The following is a 21,192-nucleotide window of genomic DNA, read 5'->3' as shown; positions in this document are numbered from 1 at the left end:
GTCAGCACTTTATATACCGTAAAATAAGTATATGAAGCATTTTTAACCCTAAACACTACAAAATATGGACTTTTCAAACATTAACTTTTTAGCTGTCTTAGTTGGAGCATTAGCCGGATGGATGTTTGGCTCATTATGGTACAGCCCTATTCTTTTCTCAAAAGCTTGGCAAGCCGAACTTGGAATGACAGAAGATGACCTTAAAAATGCCAATATGGTCAAGATTTTTGGTGGAAGTTTTATCATGATGTTAATCATGGGACTTGGAATGGCCATTATGCTGAGAGGACATGAAGACGGCGACATCAACTGGCAAGTTGGAGCAATGCATGGCCTTTATGTAGGTGTCATGTTTCTTGCTACCTCCATGGCTATCAACATGCTTTATGAAAGAAAATCCATTAAACTTTGGCTTATCAATGCAGGCTACCAGATAATTATGCTGATAATTATGGGTGCAGTAATTGGAGCTTGGGCGTAGAAACCAACAAAATTGACATAAAAAAATCCCCAAAACGGAACCGTTTTGGGGATTTACTTTTAATGAGGCTTCTACAGCTCAAACAAAACCTTCCCTGAAGACATTTCGGTAGTGTAAGTTCCTATTGCTTTTGCAAAGTCTTTTAAATTAAACTTCGCATTGATATCTGTTTCAAAACCATCTTTCAGCATGGCTTGTACTTTTCGGGTATCTTTCATGGTTTGGAAAAAGCTCTTTCTAGAAGCTGTTTTGCTCAACCAATAGCCAGAAACTTCGTACTCTTTGAAAATAAAATCCCTTCCGTCAATTATATTATCATTCTCCAAGTCTAGCTTTCCGTAAATCACCATTTTTGACATAATCGGTAGCGTTCCTAAAATTTGACTTGGCAATAGTCCTCCACCAATCGCATCTAAAAACAGCATCTTGCCCTGTGGTTTCGCCCAGTCAGCAAGTCCTTTTTGCCAACCTTCTTCTGACGAATTTGCAATATAATCTACCCCACGAGCTTTTAATTTATCAACTTGCTCTTGCCTACGAACCACACCCGCAAAACTCAGGCCTTTTTTCTCTGCCTGATATTGCACCATCGCACTTAAAGCACTTGCAGCTGCCGACATCACAATTCCCTTATAACCGCCTCTAAGTGCCGTTTCTGATAACTCTATGGCCGTTAAGGGGTTCACAAAAGACATAGCTCCTTGCTCCAATGCCACACTATCGCCCAAAACCACACATTTGGTGGCGTCGGTAAGCATGTACTCTGCATAGGTGCCATCACCTTGTTCTGACGCCACACAGGCCACTTTTTTCCCTTTAAGATAGTTGGCGTAAAAACCTCCACCGGATTCTATCACCTCGCCACTACCTTCAAAACCTGGTACCACTGGAAATGGCTTTTGAATACCATATTGACCCGTCAAAAAAGCTAAATCGGCTGGATTGATTGGCGAATACGCCATTTTAATTAATACCTGCCCCTTTTTAGTGGCTTTTGGCGTTTCTAATTCCACCAATTCTAAGGTGTTCGGTGCTACTAAATGTAGTGCTTGCATGTTTTATTGTTTATTGAAAAGTGCTATTAATTCTTCGTGAATCATTTTAGGATTTTGACAATTGTCAGTTAAAGTGATAATCTCAACTTCTCTTCCCTTAATTCTATAAAAGCAACTGGTTCTTCTCGTTACGACGCATTTATAAACCCCTGAAAAGTTAGGAAGCTTTATGGAAGACTCTGGAAAACGCTCTATTTTATCAAGAGATGCGTTAAACTTTTTTAGGAAATTGTTTTTAGCGGAAATGCCCCAATTCTGTTCGATGAAAGGAATCAATCTTTCCAACTTCTCAGAAGCAAAAACAGAAAAATATACCCTGTATTTCATTTAAGAAAATTTCTGTAGAAATTCTCTTGCAGGTACTCTCATACCCTTATCTAATTGCTCTATCCCTATTTGAATCTCCTTTTCCTCAATTTCTGTCAATGCGAAAGCATCCTTTTCTTCTGACTTAAGCAAATCAAAAACTCTTTGAATTAAAGATGGATTCTCAATATTCAAGATTTCTTTGACCAGTTCTATTTTTGAGGTTTGTAAATCCATATTCAAATCTAACAAATATTTTCGGTCAATCAGCTATACAAATCACTACTCAAATAACGGTCTCCTCTATCGCAAACGATGAAGACAATATTACCATGTTCCAGCTCCGAAGCAAGCTCAATAGCCGCTGAGGCTGCACCTCCACTACTCATTCCCGCAAAAATAGATTCTACTTTTGCTAAGTCTCTAGCCGTTTTAGCAGCTATTTCTGTAGAAATATCAAAAACTCTATCTACTCTAGTCTCGTCAAATATTTTTGGCAAATACTCCTTTGGCCAGCGTCTAATTCCTGGAATTGAAGAGCCCTCCGTTGGTTGACAGCCTACTATTTGAATATTAGCGTTTTGCTCTTTTAAATACATCGAAGTACCCATAATAGTACCTGTGGTACCCATAGCACTCACAAAATGCGTAACCTTACCATCTGAATCTCTCCAAATCTCAGGCCCTGTAGTTTTATAATGTGCTAGATAATTATCAGCATTGGCAAACTGGTTAAACTGAAAATAGCCATCCTCTTTGCCTTTTTCGTCGGCATAATCTCGGCATGTTTCTATACCGTCTAATAGCGTTACTTTTGCTCCGTAGGCTTCCATCGTTTTGGCACGCTCCACCGTGCTGTTCTTCGGCATTACTAGCTCAATATCTAAGTCAAATTGACAAGCTATCATCGCTAAAGCTATACCCGTATTACCACTGGTCGCTTCTATTAACTTATCTCCCGGCTTGATATCTCCTCTTTCTAAGGCAGACTGAATCATATTTAAAGCCGCTCTATCTTTTACAGAACCTCCAGGATTATCCCCTTCTAATTTGGCGTAAATCTTAACCTTAGGGTTATCACTGTTTTTATAATGTGGGTTGAGCCTTTTCAGCTCTACTAAAGGAGTATTTCCTACTAAATCTATTATGGTAGCCATATTATGCTAATTCTCTTTCTTTAACTTCAATTTCTGGTTTGTGGTACACGATACTGTTCGCAGGGACACTTTTTGTGAGCCAAACGTTACCACCAATAATGCTATTAGCACCAATGACCGTTTCTCCTCCTAAAATGGTGGCATTGGCATATATTACCGTTCCGTCTTCTACCGTAGGGTGTCTTTTTACATTTGCCAAAGCCTTATCTACACTCAGTGCTCCCAAAGTAACACCTTGATAAATTTTCACGTTTTCACCAATGACAGACGTTCCTCCAATTACTATTCCCGAACCATGGTCAATGAAGAAGTTTTCTCCTATCTGTGCACCTGGGTGTATGTCAATTCCGGTTTTAGAGTGCGAAAACTCTGTCAATATTCTTGGAATTAATGGGATGTCCATTTTTAAAAGCAAATGAGCCAACCTATAAAATGAAATAGCATGAAAACCCGGATATGCTCTAATGATTTCAAACTCGCTAGTAGCGGCAGGGTCACCAGCCATTATAGCCTTTACGTCGGCACTTAATAGCCTAAAAAGCTCTGGAAGCGACTCTTTGAAAAGCGTTGCTCTTTCGTCGTTGTCACAATCTTTGCATTTATCTGTCGCATTCAACATGATTTTTAACTCATTTCCCAAGTTCCAGATTTCACCCTCTATCTCGTCTACACTAGGGAAAAAATCTTTAGCCTGTTCTGGAAATAAAAGATGAAAAACCTCAGTAGCCCACTCCCCTATTTTCTTGGTTTGTGGCACAGCTTCAGTCTTTTGATGCTTTTCGTAGATATGTTGCAAAAACTGCTTTTCCATTTATTTAAATTTTCATTTCACTTTTAACGAACAATTTGCCTGCCACGTTCAATTTAAAAGACCCTTTTAAACATAAAGCGTCTACTCAAAAGTAAAATTATATACCAAGGAAACTATTGGGGCTCCTAAAATTTGAAGCTTATAAGCTTTTGTTTGACTGTCTTGGGTCTTAAAATAAACCGAATAGACATTTTTATGAGCATATAGGTTATAGACAGAAAAAGCCCACCTGCCTTGCCATCTTCTTTTCTTCATAGAAGGGTTATAAATATTCCATGAGAAATCAAGGCGATGATAATCTGGAATTCTTTCATTGTTTCGCTGGTCATAAAAAGGGTACAGGCTGTTCAAATAACTTACAAAACCAACAGGCTGCGTATATGGCCTACCTGTACTATACACAAAGTTAAACGTGAAAGAATTATGATCGTCTACATTAAATTCTAAAGACGTATTGAAGGTATGTGGTTTATCATAATTGGCAGCATACCAGTCACCGCCGTTTACTAGCTCTAACTGATTGACACTGGCGTTTACTTTATTAAACGTTCTAGCATAGGTGTAATTTGCCCATCCAGTCATAACTCCTTTTTTCTTTGATACCATCAGCTCCATACCATAGGCTTTGCTTTGTCCCTGAATCAATTGCGTTTCTGGATATTGCTGCAGCAAAAAATCGGCACCGGGTTTATAATCCATAATGTTTTGCGTAGTTCTATAATATCCCTCTATCGTAGCCTCGTACACATCGCCTTCAAAGGCCTGATAATACCCAGCCGTAAAGAGATTACTAACTTGAGGTTTAATGTTGGTATCTGCGGTTTTCCATCTAGAGGTTGGGATAGGTGTGGTGGTGTTTGATACTATTTGGAGGTACTGTCGCATCAAATTATAACCAAACTTAATCGAGCTTTTAGGGCTAATAGAGTATCGTAAGCCAAATCTCGGCTCCAATCCGCCATAGTTTTGAATCTTTTCACCTTTACCGTAAGTGGTAACGCTTTCTACTGAAAAGTCATCCCGTGGCTCACCAGCTCTGTAAGAACGTACACTGGCCGCTCCGTAATTATAGAAGTAACTGTATCGGAGCCCCATGGATACTGCAAAATCATCACTTATTGCAAATTCATCATCTATATATGCCGCATACTCATTCCCTTGTTCAAAAGGCGTTTGAATTTCATTGACACTTGTGCTGTTTCCTGGATTTAACCTTCCCGGATTTAGCGAGTAATTTGTAAAAATAAGTCCGCCCTCTGTTTTATGTTTCTGAGTTTGATAGTAAAAGTTTGTTTTGATTTGCTTCTGCAAAATCCCAGATTCTAGTTTGACATCATTATTGGTATCAGCTTCCTTCGTCGCAATATTCGGTTTATAATCCGCCACTATTACAGCTGCTTGTAAGTCTAGTTTGTCATTGAAAATATGCGACCATTTGGCACTTCCATTTAGTGTATTATGCTGAAAGTAGGTGGTGGTGCCTACTACGTTTGGCAAATTTGCAAGTAGGTCTGTTTCAAAATAATCTGAACTATAATAGCCCATGGCAGTAAATGTATTTTTATCATTCACTCGCCAAAATGCCTTCCCTACCAACTCTCCAAACCTAGTTTTGATACTTTCTAAATCGTCAGAAATGATTGGCAATATCACATCATGATTAGAGCCTCGGCCGGCAATGTAAATCCCAGCACGGTCTTTCACTATGGGCACATTTAACATGAGTTTTTCAGAAATAAGGCTTATGCCACCCTTAGCTGTAAACTTGGTCAAATCAGGATTAAGCAAGGCTACATCTAAAACAGAAGCCGCTCTTCCTCCATACCTAGCAGGTACATTCCCTTTATATAAATCAAGGTTTCGAACAGCGTCAGGCGGTGTCACAGAAAACAAACCAAACATGTGTGTTGGATTGAATACTGGGGTATCATCAATCAAAATGAGGTTTTGGTCAGTTGTACCTCCTCTAATATTTACTCCATTTGATGCCTCACCCACGCTGGATACGCCCGGCAGCATCTGAATACTTCTAAATAAATCAACCTCACCAAAAGCCGCAGGAATTTTCTGCAAGGTTTTCATATTGATGCTATTTGCTCCCAAAACTGGCTTTCTAACATTTTGGTCAAAGCCTTTGGTGGAAACTATAACCTGCTCTAAGGTATTAGAAACCTCCTCCATCTTAATGCTTCCATCTATCAGCGATACACCTTTCTTCAGATATATCCATTTGGCTATATATCCAGTATATCTAATCTGAATAGCATTGTCTGCGTAAGGTAATTCTATATAAAATTTGCCATCGGCGTCAGACTTCACTCCAGTCTTTTTACCCTGATGATTAAGCAAAACAGAAGCTCCTTCCAGCGGCATATTAGTCAAAGAATCTAAAACTTGACCCGAACAAAAAAGCTGTGCATTAGCATTCATGCCACCAATGATAAACAACAGTATGTAAACTACTTTCTTCATAATTTATAAGCCAAACTGCCAGTTTCTTGGTGCTATAGGTGTTCTGGTTTCAGATGCTACGCAGGGTGCCAAAGGAATAGGAAAACGAAAATCTATATCTGATTCAGGAATAGGGTCTCTGTTATTTAGGATAGAGAAAAGGTTGTCTTTTTTTAAACCGGAAATACCCTCTCTGTTTAGCATGTGCCTAATTTCTTTGACGGCTGATGCCGAAAAATAGCCTAAAACCAATTCTTCTTTTTGGTTTACATTAAGCACATTACTTCGGATAGGTGCTGGCGGTGTATCTGCCAGCGATCCTGAATTGATAGATTGGTCTTCTATCAATTTTAAATACCTAAAAGCTCCTGCGGTCAATGACTTTTGCTGAATTGTTACCAAACAACTGTTTGACTGAAAAGCAGGCACCTGAGCCACCAACTTTCCTTTCTGGTTTTGACCATTGGTAAATACATCAGAAAAAATCTGAATATCTTCTCCTTCAAATAACTCCCAACAAAAGCCCTGACAGTAATAGTCGTAAATGTTATTTGGATGTAATAAATCGTCGGTAACGCATTTGCCAGTGGCCGTGCCTAGCTCATCTTTAGAAAAAAAGCGACCTTGCTGACAGCTATGACAAATGTTTTGGATTTCATAATCTGTCCAAGACCAACTGTAAAAATTAACCTCGTCTGCAGGGTCATTAAAATCTAAGTAATAATCGTGTGTTGGAATTTTGAGATTATAAAGCCTCGGTTTTGTAATACCCTCTTCATTATACTTCACTTCAAAATTGGCCACATCAGCCACCGGAAGCATTTCTTCTATACTCGATTCGTAACTATCGCCACTAGTCGTAGTAAACTTCAATTGATACGTGTTCCCAATTTTTGCAAAAAAGCCATTTGGCATTTCATAAACACCTGGACTACGCTCTATCAAATCATAAACCGTTTGGTCGTTTTCATACACTTTAACTGACAAGTTTTCTAGAGGAACCGCCTCATTGTCGACAGAGAAAATGGTTTTAGAAAACTCTGTGCTATTGAAATCGCTTTGGTCGTCAGTCTCAAATATCTTAACTATCTGCTTTTGGTCGGAGACATTAGTAATAGTCCCTTCCACTATCAAGTACTTCTTACTCCCCTCTATACTAACCGAATAAGTATCAACACAAGCCTGACATAAGAAAATCAGACAGAAAAGCATTTTTATATTTCGCATGAAAATTTGTATTCCAAAAGGCCGGACACCATTTTATAAATGAAAAGCAAGACTAAATTAACCCAAAATACTATAAGACCACGTCAAAACTGTCAATCTGTCAGCCTTTTGTCAATTGGAATATCCTTTGTTCAGTCCTTTGTGCCGAAAGGCAATTCAAAATAGAATGTTCAAAACAAAAATATAAGATAACATGTCAACTGAAAAAGGTAGTATTTCCATTAATACGGAAAACATCTTCCCGATAATCAAGAAGTTTTTATACTCTGACAATGAGATTTTCCTAAGAGAATTAGTTTCAAATGCCGTAGACGCCACTCAAAAAATCAAAAAACTTGCTTCAATGGGCAAATTTGATGGTGAGTTGGGCGATTTAAAAATCAAAGTAGCGGTAGACAAAGAAGCTAAAACCATTACCATTTCTGACAGAGGTTTAGGAATGAGTGCTGAAGAAGTGAAAAAGTATATTAACCAAATAGCTTTTTCTGGAGCTAAAGACTTCTTAGAAAAATATAAAGATGTAGATGATAAAAACCCGATAATTGGTCAATTTGGACTTGGTTTTTACTCAGCCTACATGGTGGCTAAAGAGGTAGAGATTCATACAAAATCTTACCAAGACGCACCTGCAGTAAAATGGTTATGCGATGGAACTACGGAATATGAAATCTCGGACATTGAAAAAGCAGAAAGAGGTACAGACATCATTCTTCATGTAGCAGAAGACTCTGAAGAGTTTTTAGAAGAAGCTAGAATTGAGACCATCCTTAATAAGTACGGCAAATTCTTACCTGTAGAAATTGAGTTTAAAGAAGAGGTTATCAATAACCCTGCTCCTATTTGGATTAAAGCACCTTCTGACCTTAAAGATGAAGATTACATAGCTTTTTACAAAGAACTTTACCCTGCAGGCGAAGACCCACTTTTCTGGATTCACTTAAATGTAGATTACCCGTTCAATTTAACTGGTGTACTTTACTTCCCGAAAATCAAGCAAGATTTCCAATTAAGTAGAGAAGGTATTCAGTTATATAGCCGTCAGGTGTTTATTACGGATAATGTGAAAGACATTGTTCCTGAATTCTTACAGTTACTTCATGGTGTAATTGACTCTCCAGATATTCCTTTAAACGTATCTAGAAGTTACCTTCAGGCTGACGGAAACGTTAAGAAAATCAATAGCCATATCACTAAAAAAGTAGCTGATAAACTTGGCGAACTTTTCAATAATGACCGTAAGGCGTTTGAAGAAAAATGGGATAGCATTGGGCTCTTTGTGAAATACGGAATTATCTCTGATGATAAATTCTACGACAGAGCTCAAAACTTCTTATTGTTCAAAAACACGGAGAATGAGTACTTCACTCCAGAAGAATACAAAACGAAAGTAGAGGCTCTTCAAAAAGACAAAGACGAAAACACTATTATTCTTTATACTTCTGATGCAGAAAAGCAAGATGCATTCATTAAAGGAGCTAAGAAGCGTGAGTTTGATGTTATAGTTCTTGATGATGTGCTTGACCCTCACTTCATAAACACCATGGAGCAGAAACTTGAAAAAGTAAGCTTCAAACGTGTGGATGGAGATTCTTTAGACAAACTAGTGGACAAAGGTTTAACTACGGAGTCTGTTCTTGGAGAAAAAGAAAAGGAAAAAGTAGAAGGTCTTTTCAAAGAATTAGCTGGAAACAACGTGGTTCAGATAGAGGCTCTTCCTGCTGACGATGCTCCTGTGAGCATAGTACAGCCTGAGTTTATGCGTAGATACATGGACATGAGCAAGCTAAACGGCCAAGCTGGCATGATGGGCAACATGCCTACTATGTATAATTTGGTAGTAAACGGCAACAGCCCAATTATAGCGAAGATGCTTAAGATGAAAGGTGAAGACAGAAGACAGACTTACGCAAAACAACTGCATGATTTAGCTCTTCTTTCTCAAGGCATGCTTTCAGGTGGTAACTTGACGGACTTTGTAAATAGAACTTTTGAGGAGATGGCTTAGTATTTTTTTTGATAAAAAAAACAACAAATATGGGGAATTCAGCAATGGTTTTTGAAGATATTATAAGTGGACTTCTTTTTAATAAGCCCCATCAAACTGGTCATTATTATGCCAGCTTTTACAATGACTTTCACCTTAAGGCAAAAGCTCTTTTGTTTGCACTTTGTGTAAAAGAATTAGATTTTAATTCTGAAAAGTATAGTGCTGAACAGATTGAGAAAATTGAGAAATTTCGAGATGAATTATTAGATAACACAGAAGATAACGATTCTGTAATGATTAGCTGCGTTAAGTTCTTTGGAGATTTAGAAAAAAACAAAGAGTAATATATTGACCTAGTTGATACAACTATGTCGCCGATATTAGGGAGTTACGCTTTATTATTAGACCTCGTGGATTTGTTCTGCGAGGTTTTTTATTGTTTTTTTACTAAAATAAGCATCCCTACACTTAATTTACGAACACAAAATTCATTCGACTATTTATCCTTTTATTCCCTCTAATTTCATTTCAACATTCTTTTGCCCAGTGGACAAAGAAAAGTGATTTTGTAACATTAATGACTTCGGCAATAAATCAAAATTCCGCTTTTGCTTTGGTGGGTAAAAATAACAGTTGGCTTGGCCCATTTGAAATAATAAAAACAAATAACAGAGGAGAAACATGGGAAGATTTCATAAAGATTGATTCAGCGACAATCATTAATATGCAATTCTTAGATGATAAAACTGGCTTTGTAACAATTAAGAGTTATAATAAAACATATCACATTTTATCCTCCAACGACTCTGGACAAACATGGACTAGTATTTTCTCCAATGATTATTCTCCAGATTTTCAATTTATATCTTCCAAAATAGGGTTTGTTGAATTAAAGGATGAAATCATAAAGACATCGGATGCTGGTCTAACATGGGATCCTATTTTTACAAATGATGATAAGCTCATAGCCTCTTTTCATTTTTTGGACGAATCTACTGGTGGAATATTGCTTAATAGTAAAGACTTCAATAATGGCTTTCTTTCACTTACAACTGACGGTGGTAATTTTTGGAAAAGTATTGAGTTAGATAATGATGCAGATAAAATTAAAATATCAAACCCAGAAGAAATTCTAATATCATCTGGGTCTAGTAGATTGCTATCATCTAATGACGGAGGTGAAAGCTGGACTGATTTATGGGATGGTTCAATTGGCTGCTTGGTGGGCGATATGGAAATCATTAGACCAGGGGTTTATTTTGTTGCCTGTACAACTGATGTGTTTAAAGTTCTAAACACCTATGATCATGGCTTAAACTGGACTCAGACTATTGATAGTAGTTATACGATAAATAATAAAAATCCAGGGTTGTGGGACATCGAATATAACAGTGGTACAGTATGGGTATCTGGACCTTTGGGTATCTCCGCATTCAACGAAGAAGGTGCTTTGAATGAGAATCCAATTTTGGGAATAAAAGAAAAAACCAATTTAAACCCCTACCCAAATCCTGCAGAAACACAAATTTATATTCCAGAACTCACGCACGGGCAAACCGTTAGAATTTATAGTTTGACAGGACAGTTCTTAGGAAAAAGCAAGTCGAACCCCATAATACTAGACAATTATCCTTCTGGAACCTATTTATTAATTTCAACAAACGGACAAACAAGAAAAAGATTTATTAAAAAATAGACGGGCTAAAAGACTTTTCCCAAGATACCCCGCAATCAAAGACTGCTTTAATTACTCAAGGTTAATTTGTGACACATATGCTTTTATCCCTTGAAACTCGATACAAAAGTATCTACTCCTTCAAAAACTCAGCTTCCACCCTATAGTCCTCATACTGGTTTATAAATTGAAGCTATCATTATACGCTTCTTCAGAGAGCCAAACTTTGTTTTTTTTCAAGACCTGCAAGAGTCAATGATTTATCTTAGTCTAGACCTAATTCTTAGTAAAATAAGCCTGCTGGTCATATCTCGTATAAACTGAAATGGCGGACGTCTTGGTTTCGTAAGCTTCTGTTGAGAGTGCTGTTTTGCTAGCCTCCAAACTTTCTTTTATTAACTCTTTCGTCAAATTTATTTCAAGTTCTGTAACATTCGCTATGCTAGCGGTAAAACTGTGCTTTACACCCGCTTCCGTGGTTAAGGTTACTTTATTTGCTATCAATGTATAGGTTCCATTGATAGTACCTGCTCTAAAAGAATCAAAGCCATAATCTCCTATGGAGAATTTATTCATGGTGAAAGTACCATCTTTCATAAAAACTATTTGACTGCCATCTGGTGAGTTGATGGTAGAATTCAGAACATTAGCACCACTTTTTTGACTAACAGTAAAAACATAATCCGATTCCCAAGTACCCACAATATTTAACGTAGACTGTTGTTCCGGCTCCATCTCCGAATCAGAATCCTTTGAACATGAAAAAGTGAAAATTATCAGAAAGGCGAAAAGTAGATTTTTCATCGATGAATTATTAATCGTTTTTTCATAAAACTTATTCAATAATCATACCTAAATCTAGACTTTGAAATTTAGGAGGCTTGCCTCTCCTTAAGATTAACTATCATCTTACTAAAGTAGAATTTAAAGACAGTTCTAAAATCAACTTAGCCTCATTTAATAAAGGTCAAATAATTATCCTTAGAAATCACTTCAAAAACACTTTCAGGATATGCCTCTCTAAAAGCTACAGGAAACTTTGCTTTGGAATTACTCCATTTAAACTCAAAGGCATACAACTTTTCAGAATTTACTTCCACACAATCTATCTCTTGCTGGTCATAAGTACGCCAAAAATATGTTTCACTATATGTTTTATCATATTTGATCTTTTTGAGTCTTTCAGTCATTAGATAATTCTCCCATAATTCTCCTACATCATTTCTGCTACTAAGCGGTCTAAAGTCACCAATTACGGCATTTCTAACACCATTATCCCAAAAATAATACCTTGACGTTTTAGATATTTCCTTTCTCAAATTTCGGGAGAAACCTCCAATTCTCTTAAGGATATAAACCTTTTCAAGTAGGTCAATGTATTTTTCAACGGTATTTTTACTCATGCCTAATTGTTTCCCAAGCTCCTGCAATGAAACTTCTTTTCCCAACTGAAAAGCCAACAATTTTAGTAAGTCCATTACTTTCCCAGAATTTCTTATCCCATCAAAAGCGATGATATCTTTTAACAAATAAGCATTAGCCAAGTCTCGCATGTATTCCTCTTTTTTTTGTAAGCCCTCCGTTAAATACAACTCCGGGTAACTACCATAAACCAAACGTTCTTCTAACCTTTGCTTAGTTTCTATCAAATTTTCAACTTTATCAAGTTCCATTTGTGCCAACGGAAACATTTCATACCAATAAGCTCGCCCCACAAGCGGCTCACCCAGATTATTATTTAAGTCGAATGCAGAAGAGCCACTTACCAATATTTTCACTTTAGGAAACTCATCTACCATCAGTTTTAGAGCTTTGCCAATATTAGGCACCTCTTGTGCTTCATCAATTATCAGAATCTCCTTATGGCTAATTAAATTCCTATACTCGTTTAAGTTTCGAGCACTAATTATCGTTTGCGTTTCTGGAACTTCCCCATTTAGCCATATATAATCTAGATTAAGTTCGGCCATTAAGTGCTTCATAAAGAATGTCTTCCCTACGCGTCTGGCACCGTAAATAACATTTACTTTTCCTTGAACAAGTGTATTTTTAATAGATGCTGAGAGTTTTCTTTCAATTATCATACTCAATAGATTTGATGCAAATATAGCTTAATTGACACAATTTAGCTAAATACCGTCATTACACTGACGCAATTTAGCTAAATACCGTCATCATACTGACGCAATTAACGAAAACGGGTTCATAAGAATCAAAATCACTCCAGCTCCACAAACCTTAAATCCAAAACGGCCTCTTTGACCTCTTCAAGAAGAGAAAGTCTCACCTCAATGGTCAATATGTATTTATCCGTATAGTCCTGCGATAAAATATTGAGTTCATATTTTTTGATTATCCGCATCACCTCATTCATGTATTGAATATTAAAAGAAAGTTGAAGTGACTCGTTGATGGTTCTTTCTTCTAGTTTGACCTCCTCCAATGCTTCCATACTCGCCATTTTATAGGCATTGATAAGTCCGGGCACGCCTAAAAGCGTTCCGCCAAAGTACCTAACCACCACTATAAAAACATTTCTTAGGTTTTGCGACAGCAAAACATTCAATATTGGCTTACCTGCCGAACCTGACGGTTCTCCATCATCATAGGCTCTAAAGTTGTCATCATTGGTTCCCAAACGGTAAGCAAAACAATGATGCCGTGCCTTAGGATGAAGCTTTTTGGTCTCATCTAAGTGAAACTTAATATCATCTTCATCTTCCACCGGAAAAGCAAAACCATAGAACTTGCTCCCCTTATCTTTAAATAAACTTACCGATGGTTTAGAAATAGTGAAATACGTATCAGAAATAGACATGTTTTAAGGAATTCTTAAGTATTTTTGCCGCCTTATAAAGTCAAAATTAGGCTTTAATTTTAAAGTTAAAGACCAAATAAGGCATACTCTCGTATTTAAGAGAAGTAAGCAAGGAGATAACACAATGGCAAACGAGGAAAAAGAAAAAAGCTTAAACTTTATTGAGGAGATAGTTGAAAACGACTTATCCTCCGGGAAACACAAATCTATACTTACTAGGTTTCCACCTGAGCCAAATGGCTATTTACATATTGGACATGCAAAGTCTATTTGTTTAAATTTTGGTTTAGCAGAGTCTTATGGAGGAAAAACTAATTTGCGTTTTGATGATACCAACCCAGTAACGGAAGACACCGAATACGTTGATTCTATTAAGGAAGACGTAAAATGGTTAGGCTTCAACTGGGCTAGCGAGCATTACGCTTCAGATTATTTTGATACTCTTCATGAGTATGCCGAAAAACTGATAAACCTAGGATTAGCTTATGTAGACGACAGCAACTCAGAAGAGCTTGCTGCTCAAAAAGGAACACCTACTACTCCTGGCACCAATAGCCCGTTTAGAGATAGAAGTATAGAAGAAAACCTTACGCTTTTCAGAGAAATGCGTGATGGAAAACATGCGGAAGGTAGCAAAGCATTGAGAGCCAAAATTGACATGGCCTCTACCAACATGCTTATGCGTGACCCTATCATCTACAGAATAAAATTTGCGAAGCATCACCGTACTGGCGACAAATGGTGCATCTACCCTATGTATGATTTGGCTCATGGCCAGTCAGACTCTATTGAACAAATAACCCACTCTGTATGTACACTTGAGTTTGTCCCTCACAGAGAGTTATACGACTGGTTTATTGAAAAACTAGAAATATTCCCTTCAAAACAGTACGAATTTGCCCGTTTAAACCTTGGCTATACCTTAATGAGTAAGCGTAAGCTTAGACTTTTGGTAGAAGAAAACCATGTAAATGGCTGGGACGACCCAAGAATGCCTACTATTTCTGGACTAAGAAGAAGAGGATATACACCAAAATCAATTAGAGATTTTTGTGATAGGATAGGCATAGCAAAACGCGACAACATGATTGACGCGAGTTTGTTAGAATTCTTTATCAAAGACCATCTAAACAAAATCTCTTCACGAGTAATGGCAGTAACTGACCCATTAAAAGTTACCATTACAAATTTCCCTGAAGGTCAAACAGAAGATTGCGAAATTGACAATAATCCTGAAGATGAAAACAGCGGGAGCCGAATGGTGCCTTTTGACAGAGAAATTTTCATTGAAAAATCAGACTTCTTAGAAGAAGCTCCTAAAAAATATTTCCGTCTAAAACCAGGTGGTGTAGTAAGACTTAAAGGAGCCTATATCATTCAGTGCGACGACATTATCAAAGATGAAAATGGTGAAGTGATAGAGCTAAAATGTAGCTTTATAGAAAACAGCAAAAGTGGACAAGACACATCTGGTGTAAAATGCAAAGGTGTAATTCACTGGGTAAGTCAGAAAAACAACGTTCCATTAGAACTTCGCGTTTACGATAGACTTTTCAAAGAAGAAGATGTAGCTGGTTACGATGGCGACTTTAGAGATATTCTTAACGAAAACTCTTTAGAAGTTTTAAAAGCTTACGGCGAACCGAGTTTGAAAGACGCTACACTGGAAGATAAATTTCAATTTATACGTAAAGGATATTATGTACTGGACAAAGACAGTACGGCGGATAAAATAATATTCAACCAGACTGTGGGCATGAGGGACAGCTGGAAAAAGAAATAGAGACAATTTCTCTAACAAAAAGGCGAACTTCGGTTCGCCTTTTTTTATACCCTACTCTTTTGCCTTTAGCTATTTCCTTAGCTTTGTAGCATCAACCATTCATTTACTCATTCAGAAATGAAATTTAAAGCTATAATTCTATTATTATTCTGTCAGTACATTGCCACAGCTCAAACGCCATCTGATAGTACGCAAAACTTAAATCAAGTAACTGTAACGGCTTTTGAGGCTCAACGAAACATTAGCGAAGTGGCTGCCCCAGTGCATGTGATAGATGCCAAAAGCATTGAGCGTTTTGACAATAACGGCATACTGCCAATTCTAAATCAATACCCAGGGGTAAGAATGGAAGAACGCTCGCCGGGTAGCTATAGGATTTCTATTCGTGGCAGCTCTGTTCGTTCTCCCTTTGGCGTAAGAAATGTAAAAGTATATTGGAATGAAATTCCGTTTACAGATGCAAACGGTGTCTCGTATTTCAACCTTCTTGACATAAACAGCCTTGGCAGCATGGAACTTCTAAAAGGGCCGTCAGCTAGTATTTATGGAGCTGGTATGGGTGGAGTTATCTTACTAGATGGTAAAGCAGCTCAGGTAGCCGACCAAAAAAGAAACAAACTAGAGCTAAAAACACATTTTGGTTCCTTTAACACTCAAAACCGAAGCCTAAGCTTCAGTACTGCTTCAGAAAAAGCAAACACGTATTTGAGCTACTCACATGCTAGAACCGACGGCTACCGAGACCATTCTAAAATGCGAAGAGATGTTTTAAACTACAGAACCAGCCTATACCTCACTGATAAATATACGTTGCACCTAAACAGTTTTTATTCCGATTTATATTATCAAACTCCGGGCGGACTAAACCTCGACCAAAAAAACGAAAACCCAAGATGGGCAAGGCAGGCAACCAATTTCACACCAAGTTCTGAAGAACAAAATGCCGCTATTTATCAGAAACTGTTCTCATTGGGAGTATCGCAAGAGGTAAAATTTAACGATAGATTTACTTCGACAATTTCCTTGTTTGGGAATGCCACAAAACTTCAAAATCCTTTCATTACCAATTTTGAAAAAAGAGACCAAAAATCAATTGGAGCGAGAAATAAAAACGTATTCGTTCTTTCAGAAAACCGAGTAAAAACGAAAGCTGTATTGGGCTTAGAATATCAAAAAACATCTTCAAAGTTTGAAGTTTATGACAATAATGGAGGACAAACTGGAGATGTTCAATTCATAGAATCTGTAGATGCTTTTCAGGGTTCTATTTTTGGGCAATTAGAAGCGGAGTTACCGTCTAAAGTATTTTTGACGGCTGGCCTTAGTTTAAATAAACAATCTTATGATTATGACCGCGAAGGTGGCTTGAAAATAAAGAGCGAAACAAGTGGCGTACCAGTAATGCCAAGGTTCTCTATTTTAAAATCATTTAATCCTGCTCTTTCTATTTTCGGGAGCATTGGAAGAGGCTTCTCTCCTCCTACTGTGCAGGAGGTTGTTACCATTTTTCATCCATTAGCTAATATTGCGAGACTTAATGCAGAAACAGGCACTAATTATGAATTAGGCATCAAAGGCTCCAAAAGTGGTTTGACTTATCAAATCAATGCTTATTCACTTCAATTAAATGACGCTATAGTAAGAGGAAGTATTGATGATGAAGACATTTTCACCAATGCCGGTAAAGCAAGCCAAAAGGGTTTAGAGCTTTTACTTGATTATGAAAAGAGCATTTCCACTAAGGCCACTTTACACCTCCTATTTTCTGCCGATTTAAAGGATTATGAATATCTAGAATTCACAGATAATGAGAACATTTTTGACGGAAACCTTATTCCATCTGTCCCTAAAAAGACCTTTAATTTCTCTGTAGACTATGCTCACGCTTCTGGTATATTTTGGAACAACAATTTGAACTTCACCGATGAAATCCCACTGAACAATGCCAATACAGTATACTCGGAGAAATATTTCTTACTCAACTCAAGAATAGGCTGGCAAAAGAAGATTGACACATGGCTATTAAAGGTTTACGCTGGCGGAGAAAACCTTTTAGACCAAGATTACAGCCTAGGAAATGACATCAACGCTTTTGGGAGTAGGTATTATAATCCTTCGCCTAAAAGAAATTGGAATGGTGGTGTCTCTCTTGCCTTTAGTTTTTAGGTCAAATTGAACTAATTTCAATTATATATGTTGTAACATTAAATACAAATAAGTATAACAATGAACAGCATATATCACGCATCCGATAGCAGAGGCCATGCAAATCATGGTTGGCTAAATTCTCATCATTCATTCAGTTTTTCAGGATACCATAATCCTGAAAGAATGCACTTTGGAGCATTGCGAGTATTGAATGACGACCAGGTTTCTGGTGGCATGGGTTTCTCAAAACACCCACACAGTAACATGGAGATAGTCTCTATCCCTTTAGAAGGTGAATTAGAGCATCAAGACAGCATAGGAAATAAAGCGGTTATAAAAACAGGTGAAGTTCAGATTATGTCTGCCGGAACAGGTGTAGAGCATTCTGAGAAAAACAAGAGCAGTAAATTACCTGTCAAGTTTCTTCAGATTTGGGTGTTTCCAAAAGAGCAAAATATAAAACCAAATTACGACCAGCAGGAATTCCCTTTAGAAGAGCGTTTAAACCAATTTCAAAAAGTGGTTTCTCCTGATAACAGCTCAGACAAAGGAGTAAAAATTAATCAAGATGCTTGGTTTTCAATGGCAGATATCGAGCTTGGGAAGAGCATTCCGTACACATTGAATAAAAAAGGGAATGGCACTTACTTTTTTATTTTAGAAGGTGAGGTTGAGATTAATAATCAAAAACTATCCAAAAGAGATGGATTCGGTGTTTGGGAGTTTGACGCACTTGATGTTAAAGCTTCCGTAGACAGTAAAGTATTAGCAATTGAAGTTCCTATGACATTTTAAAATGGTACAGCAATGAAAAAAGAAATCAAAAGAATATTAAGTACTGGAAGGCAACAAGTAGGTGAGCATTACATGCATCAACCTATACCCAACCATGATTTTTCTAGCATTGACCCATTCTTACTAGTTCATCATCATGGCCCACATGAGTTTCTGCCTTATAATCAAGGACTGCCATTTGGTCCGCATCCACATCGTGGTTTTGAAACACTCACCTTCATTTATGAAGGCTCCATAGAGCATGCTGATAGCCAAGGTTTCAAATCTGTGATAAATCCCGGTGGTGTACAATGGATGACCGCAGGTAGAGGAATAGTGCACTCGGAGAATATTCCAGAAGCCATGAGAGAAAATGGTGGTAAAATGGAAATCATCCAGCTATGGATGAATCTTCCTGGAAAACTAAAAATGACCGCACCAAGCTACCAAGGGTTTCAAAAAGAGGAGATTCCTGTATTAAAGTCAGACGATGGTCTAATAAGTACGCAGGTAATTTCTGGTCAATTGGAAGATATCAATGGCCCTTCCAAATCTATCACGGAATTGACAATCCTGAATATAGAAGGAAAGAAAACAGGAAAGCAATCTTTCATGATACCAGAGAATGAGAACCTACTTTTCTATGTATTAAACGGAGAAATATTGGTTAACGGAAAGCTTGCTATCAATAATCAGTTGGTCGATTTTGAAAACAAAGGAGAGGAAGTTGAAATAGAAGCTCAAGAAAACAGCAGGTTAATTATGGCCTATGGTAAACCGTTGAATGAGCCAGTAGAAAGCCATGGTCCTTTTGTGATGAATACCACCACAGAAATAATGCAGGCTATGCGAGATTATAAAATGGGAAAGATGGGTATCATGTGATACCCGTTTTTTTACCTAAGGTTGGAACTGGTTAGCACCAAAATCTGAAACAGAACCTGTCTTAAGCGTTAACTTATTAACCGCACCAAGTTTTGTAACAACTGGCTTCTTATATTTTTTCTTTACACGTATTGTCATTTGTCTTGAAGTAAGCTTTTAAAATAAAAAAGTACGCCCTTTAGACCTACTTAATATCTATACGTCACAAAAGTGATTTTAGATTTCTCCCTCATTTATACACAAATGTAAATAAATTATTATTCCAAAGATACTAAGTAAGCACATTTCCCACTTTCATAGACTAAACACCACAAATCAGCATTATGTAAACTTTTCCAACTGAATTAATTTAAAGAGAGCTTAATAAATTGGAACATATCATCGAAATTTACGTTACTAAGTTTGAAATGATTTATATACAAGCAATGACGATAAAAAAGAATCTTTTAAAAGTTTTTTCTGGAACATTCCTATTTCTAGCACTTTTTAGTTTTTCCTGCAACTCGCAAAACAACACCGACTCTACTACCGAGGTAACTACAAGCAAAAGCCTTCCGATAGTTATAAACGGAACGTTAAAAAACAATTTGGTAGATAAAGTTTACTTAGAGCGAATGAGTGAACGAAATATTCCCACTAGAGTGGATTCCTCAGATATTAGCTCAGACTTAAAATTCCACTTTGACACCACAATTCCTGAACCAGGCATCTACCAAATCAATATGGAAGGTCAGCAAGTAATCGGCTTAATTTTAGATGGGGGTGAAATTCTTGATATAGTTGCGGACGGTATGGCTGCTCCTGATAAAATGCCAGAATATAATATTACTGGTTCTCCAAAAATTGAAACCTTTAATAAAATCATGACGGAGGTTCAAAACTTCGGTCAACTTCGCCAGTCATTAGAAGCTGATTTTCAAAATGCTAAAAACCCAAAAGCACAACAGGAATTAAGAAGTCAATATCAAATGGCGTTGAATAATAACAGAGAAACTATTAAACCATTGATTTCTGAGTTAGGCACTTCGCTTTCTGGCATAATTGCAGCGAATAATTTTTTAACGCCAGAACTTGATGGTGTTTACTTGGCTGAGTTAAAAGACAAATTAGTAGCTGAAGGTCAAGACCATTATTTCGCCAAGATTTTCATCGAGACTATTGACAGACAATCAGCAGGAATGGAAGGTTCGCCCGCTCCAGATTTTGATTTAGTTAACCTAAAAGGTGAGCAGGTAAAACTTTCTGATATGAGAGGTAAGACTGTTATCATTGACTTTTGGGCTACTTGGTGTGGGCCATGTATTCGTTCATTCCCTGGAATGAAACAAGCTCAAGACAAATATGCTGACAATCCTGATGTAGTCTTCCTTTTCATCAACACTTTTGAAAGAGTAGCTCCAGAACAATGGAAAAGTCACGTACAAAGCTTTGTGGATAAAAGAGGTTACCAATATCTTAACCCTCCATTAGATTTAAATAACAACACAGCACTAGCTTATGGTGTAGAAGGCATACCTGCCAAGTTCTGTATTGATAAAGATGGAAACATCAAACATAAAAGCACAGGCTTTTTAGGCTCTTCAGATGCCGTTTATAACGAAATGGTAGAATGGGTTGAAGGCAAATAGGTTAAA

The 21,192-nt window shown here is 37.3% G+C and carries 20 protein-coding genes; 9 read left to right on the top strand and 11 right to left on the bottom strand.

Going from position 1 to position 21,192, the window contains the following annotated elements:
- Positions 1-64 precede the first annotated feature (64 nt).
- A complete protein-coding gene (locus tag AC0L6O_RS04895; protein ID WP_473306750.1) occupies positions 65-481 on the top strand; it encodes a DUF1761 domain-containing protein in 417 nt (138 codons plus the stop codon).
- A 71-nt stretch (positions 482-552) separates the two neighbouring features.
- Here the strand turns inward: AC0L6O_RS04895 and AC0L6O_RS04890 are convergent, their stop codons facing one another.
- From AC0L6O_RS04890 to AC0L6O_RS04860, 7 genes are all read right to left on the bottom strand, one after another.
- Positions 553-1,536, bottom strand: a complete 984-nt coding sequence (locus AC0L6O_RS04890; RefSeq protein ID WP_473306748.1) for an alcohol dehydrogenase catalytic domain-containing protein — start codon at positions 1,534-1,536, stop codon at positions 553-555.
- A 3-nt stretch (positions 1,537-1,539) separates the two neighbouring features.
- A complete protein-coding gene (locus tag AC0L6O_RS04885) occupies positions 1,540-1,863 on the bottom strand; it encodes a type II toxin-antitoxin system RelE/ParE family toxin (protein ID WP_473306747.1) in 324 nt (107 codons plus the stop codon).
- Positions 1,864-2,079, bottom strand: coding sequence for a hypothetical protein (locus tag AC0L6O_RS04880; RefSeq protein ID WP_473306745.1), 216 nt, complete (start codon positions 2,077-2,079; stop codon positions 1,864-1,866).
- 29 nt (positions 2,080-2,108) lie between these two features.
- The gene (gene cysM / locus AC0L6O_RS04875; RefSeq protein ID WP_473306744.1) at positions 2,109-2,999 is read right to left on the bottom strand and encodes a cysteine synthase CysM; all 891 of its coding nucleotides are present in this window, start codon (positions 2,997-2,999) and stop codon (positions 2,109-2,111) included.
- A gap of 1 nt (position 3,000) precedes the next feature.
- A complete protein-coding gene (gene epsC / locus AC0L6O_RS04870; protein WP_473306743.1) occupies positions 3,001-3,810 on the bottom strand; it encodes a serine O-acetyltransferase EpsC in 810 nt (269 codons plus the stop codon).
- A gap of 81 nt (positions 3,811-3,891) precedes the next feature.
- On the bottom strand, positions 3,892-6,282 hold the full coding sequence (locus tag AC0L6O_RS04865) for a TonB-dependent receptor (RefSeq protein WP_473306742.1): 2,391 nt from the start codon (positions 6,280-6,282) through the stop codon (positions 3,892-3,894).
- A gap of 3 nt (positions 6,283-6,285) precedes the next feature.
- Positions 6,286-7,488: a DUF4249 domain-containing protein gene (locus AC0L6O_RS04860; protein WP_473306741.1), complete on the bottom strand. Its 1,203-nt coding sequence runs from the start codon at positions 7,486-7,488 to the stop codon at positions 6,286-6,288.
- 193 nt (positions 7,489-7,681) lie between these two features.
- Between AC0L6O_RS04860 and htpG the strand changes: the two genes are divergently transcribed.
- The 3 genes from htpG to AC0L6O_RS04845 all read left to right on the top strand — a co-directional run bounded on the left by htpG (position 7,682) and on the right by AC0L6O_RS04845 (position 11,171).
- Positions 7,682-9,493 carry a molecular chaperone HtpG gene (gene htpG, locus AC0L6O_RS04855; RefSeq protein WP_473306740.1) on the top strand — a complete coding sequence of 604 codons (1,812 nt, stop codon included), beginning with the start codon at positions 7,682-7,684 and terminating at the stop codon, positions 9,491-9,493.
- Positions 9,494-9,522: 29 nt separating this feature from the next.
- Positions 9,523-9,819, top strand: a complete 297-nt coding sequence (locus tag AC0L6O_RS04850) for a hypothetical protein (protein ID WP_473306739.1) — start codon at positions 9,523-9,525, stop codon at positions 9,817-9,819.
- A gap of 233 nt (positions 9,820-10,052) precedes the next feature.
- Positions 10,053-11,171 carry a T9SS type A sorting domain-containing protein gene (locus AC0L6O_RS04845; protein ID WP_473306737.1) on the top strand — a complete coding sequence of 373 codons (1,119 nt, stop codon included), beginning with the start codon at positions 10,053-10,055 and terminating at the stop codon, positions 11,169-11,171.
- 255 nt (positions 11,172-11,426) lie between these two features.
- On the opposite strand, the gene AC0L6O_RS04840 is transcribed toward AC0L6O_RS04845, so the two are convergent.
- From AC0L6O_RS04840 to AC0L6O_RS04830, 3 genes are all read right to left on the bottom strand, one after another.
- Entirely contained in the window at positions 11,427-11,954 is a 528-nt protein-coding gene (locus tag AC0L6O_RS04840; protein WP_473306736.1) for a hypothetical protein, read from the bottom strand.
- A 149-nt stretch (positions 11,955-12,103) separates the two neighbouring features.
- Positions 12,104-13,234 carry an ATP-binding protein gene (locus AC0L6O_RS04835; protein WP_473306735.1) on the bottom strand — a complete coding sequence of 377 codons (1,131 nt, stop codon included), beginning with the start codon at positions 13,232-13,234 and terminating at the stop codon, positions 12,104-12,106.
- Positions 13,235-13,368: 134 nt separating this feature from the next.
- Entirely contained in the window at positions 13,369-13,968 is a 600-nt protein-coding gene (locus tag AC0L6O_RS04830; RefSeq protein WP_473306734.1) for an IMPACT family protein, read from the bottom strand.
- A 124-nt stretch (positions 13,969-14,092) separates the two neighbouring features.
- On the opposite strand from AC0L6O_RS04830, the gene AC0L6O_RS04825 reads away from it, so the two are divergent.
- The 4 genes from AC0L6O_RS04825 (at position 14,093) to AC0L6O_RS04810 (ending at position 19,558) form a co-directional block, all read left to right on the top strand.
- The gene (locus tag AC0L6O_RS04825; protein ID WP_473306732.1) at positions 14,093-15,751 is read left to right on the top strand and encodes a glutamine--tRNA ligase/YqeY domain fusion protein; all 1,659 of its coding nucleotides are present in this window, start codon (positions 14,093-14,095) and stop codon (positions 15,749-15,751) included.
- A gap of 117 nt (positions 15,752-15,868) precedes the next feature.
- Positions 15,869-17,917, top strand: coding sequence for a TonB-dependent receptor (locus tag AC0L6O_RS04820; RefSeq protein ID WP_473306731.1), 2,049 nt, complete (start codon positions 15,869-15,871; stop codon positions 17,915-17,917).
- A 60-nt stretch (positions 17,918-17,977) separates the two neighbouring features.
- Positions 17,978-18,694 (top strand): pirin family protein, encoded by a 717-nt coding sequence (locus AC0L6O_RS04815; RefSeq protein WP_473306729.1) that lies wholly within the window; start codon positions 17,978-17,980, stop codon positions 18,692-18,694.
- Positions 18,695-18,706: 12 nt separating this feature from the next.
- On the top strand, positions 18,707-19,558 hold the full coding sequence (locus AC0L6O_RS04810) for a pirin family protein (protein WP_473306727.1): 852 nt from the start codon (positions 18,707-18,709) through the stop codon (positions 19,556-19,558).
- Positions 19,559-19,573: 15 nt separating this feature from the next.
- Here the strand turns inward: AC0L6O_RS04810 and AC0L6O_RS04805 are convergent, their stop codons facing one another.
- Complete coding sequence (locus AC0L6O_RS04805) at positions 19,574-19,696, bottom strand: hypothetical protein (RefSeq protein ID WP_473306726.1); 123 nt, start codon at positions 19,694-19,696, stop codon at positions 19,574-19,576.
- Positions 19,697-19,983: 287 nt separating this feature from the next.
- Here AC0L6O_RS04805 and AC0L6O_RS04800 point away from each other — a divergent pair, with 287 nt between their 5' ends.
- Positions 19,984-21,186, top strand: a complete 1,203-nt coding sequence (locus AC0L6O_RS04800) for a redoxin family protein (protein WP_473306724.1) — start codon at positions 19,984-19,986, stop codon at positions 21,184-21,186.
- Positions 21,187-21,192: the final 6 nt, after the last annotated feature.

This window comes from Arcticibacterium sp. GJ41-1 (assembly GCF_055808875.1).
The sequence above is the reverse complement of the archived record's forward strand: the minus strand, read 5'-3'. Positions and strand labels throughout refer to the sequence as shown.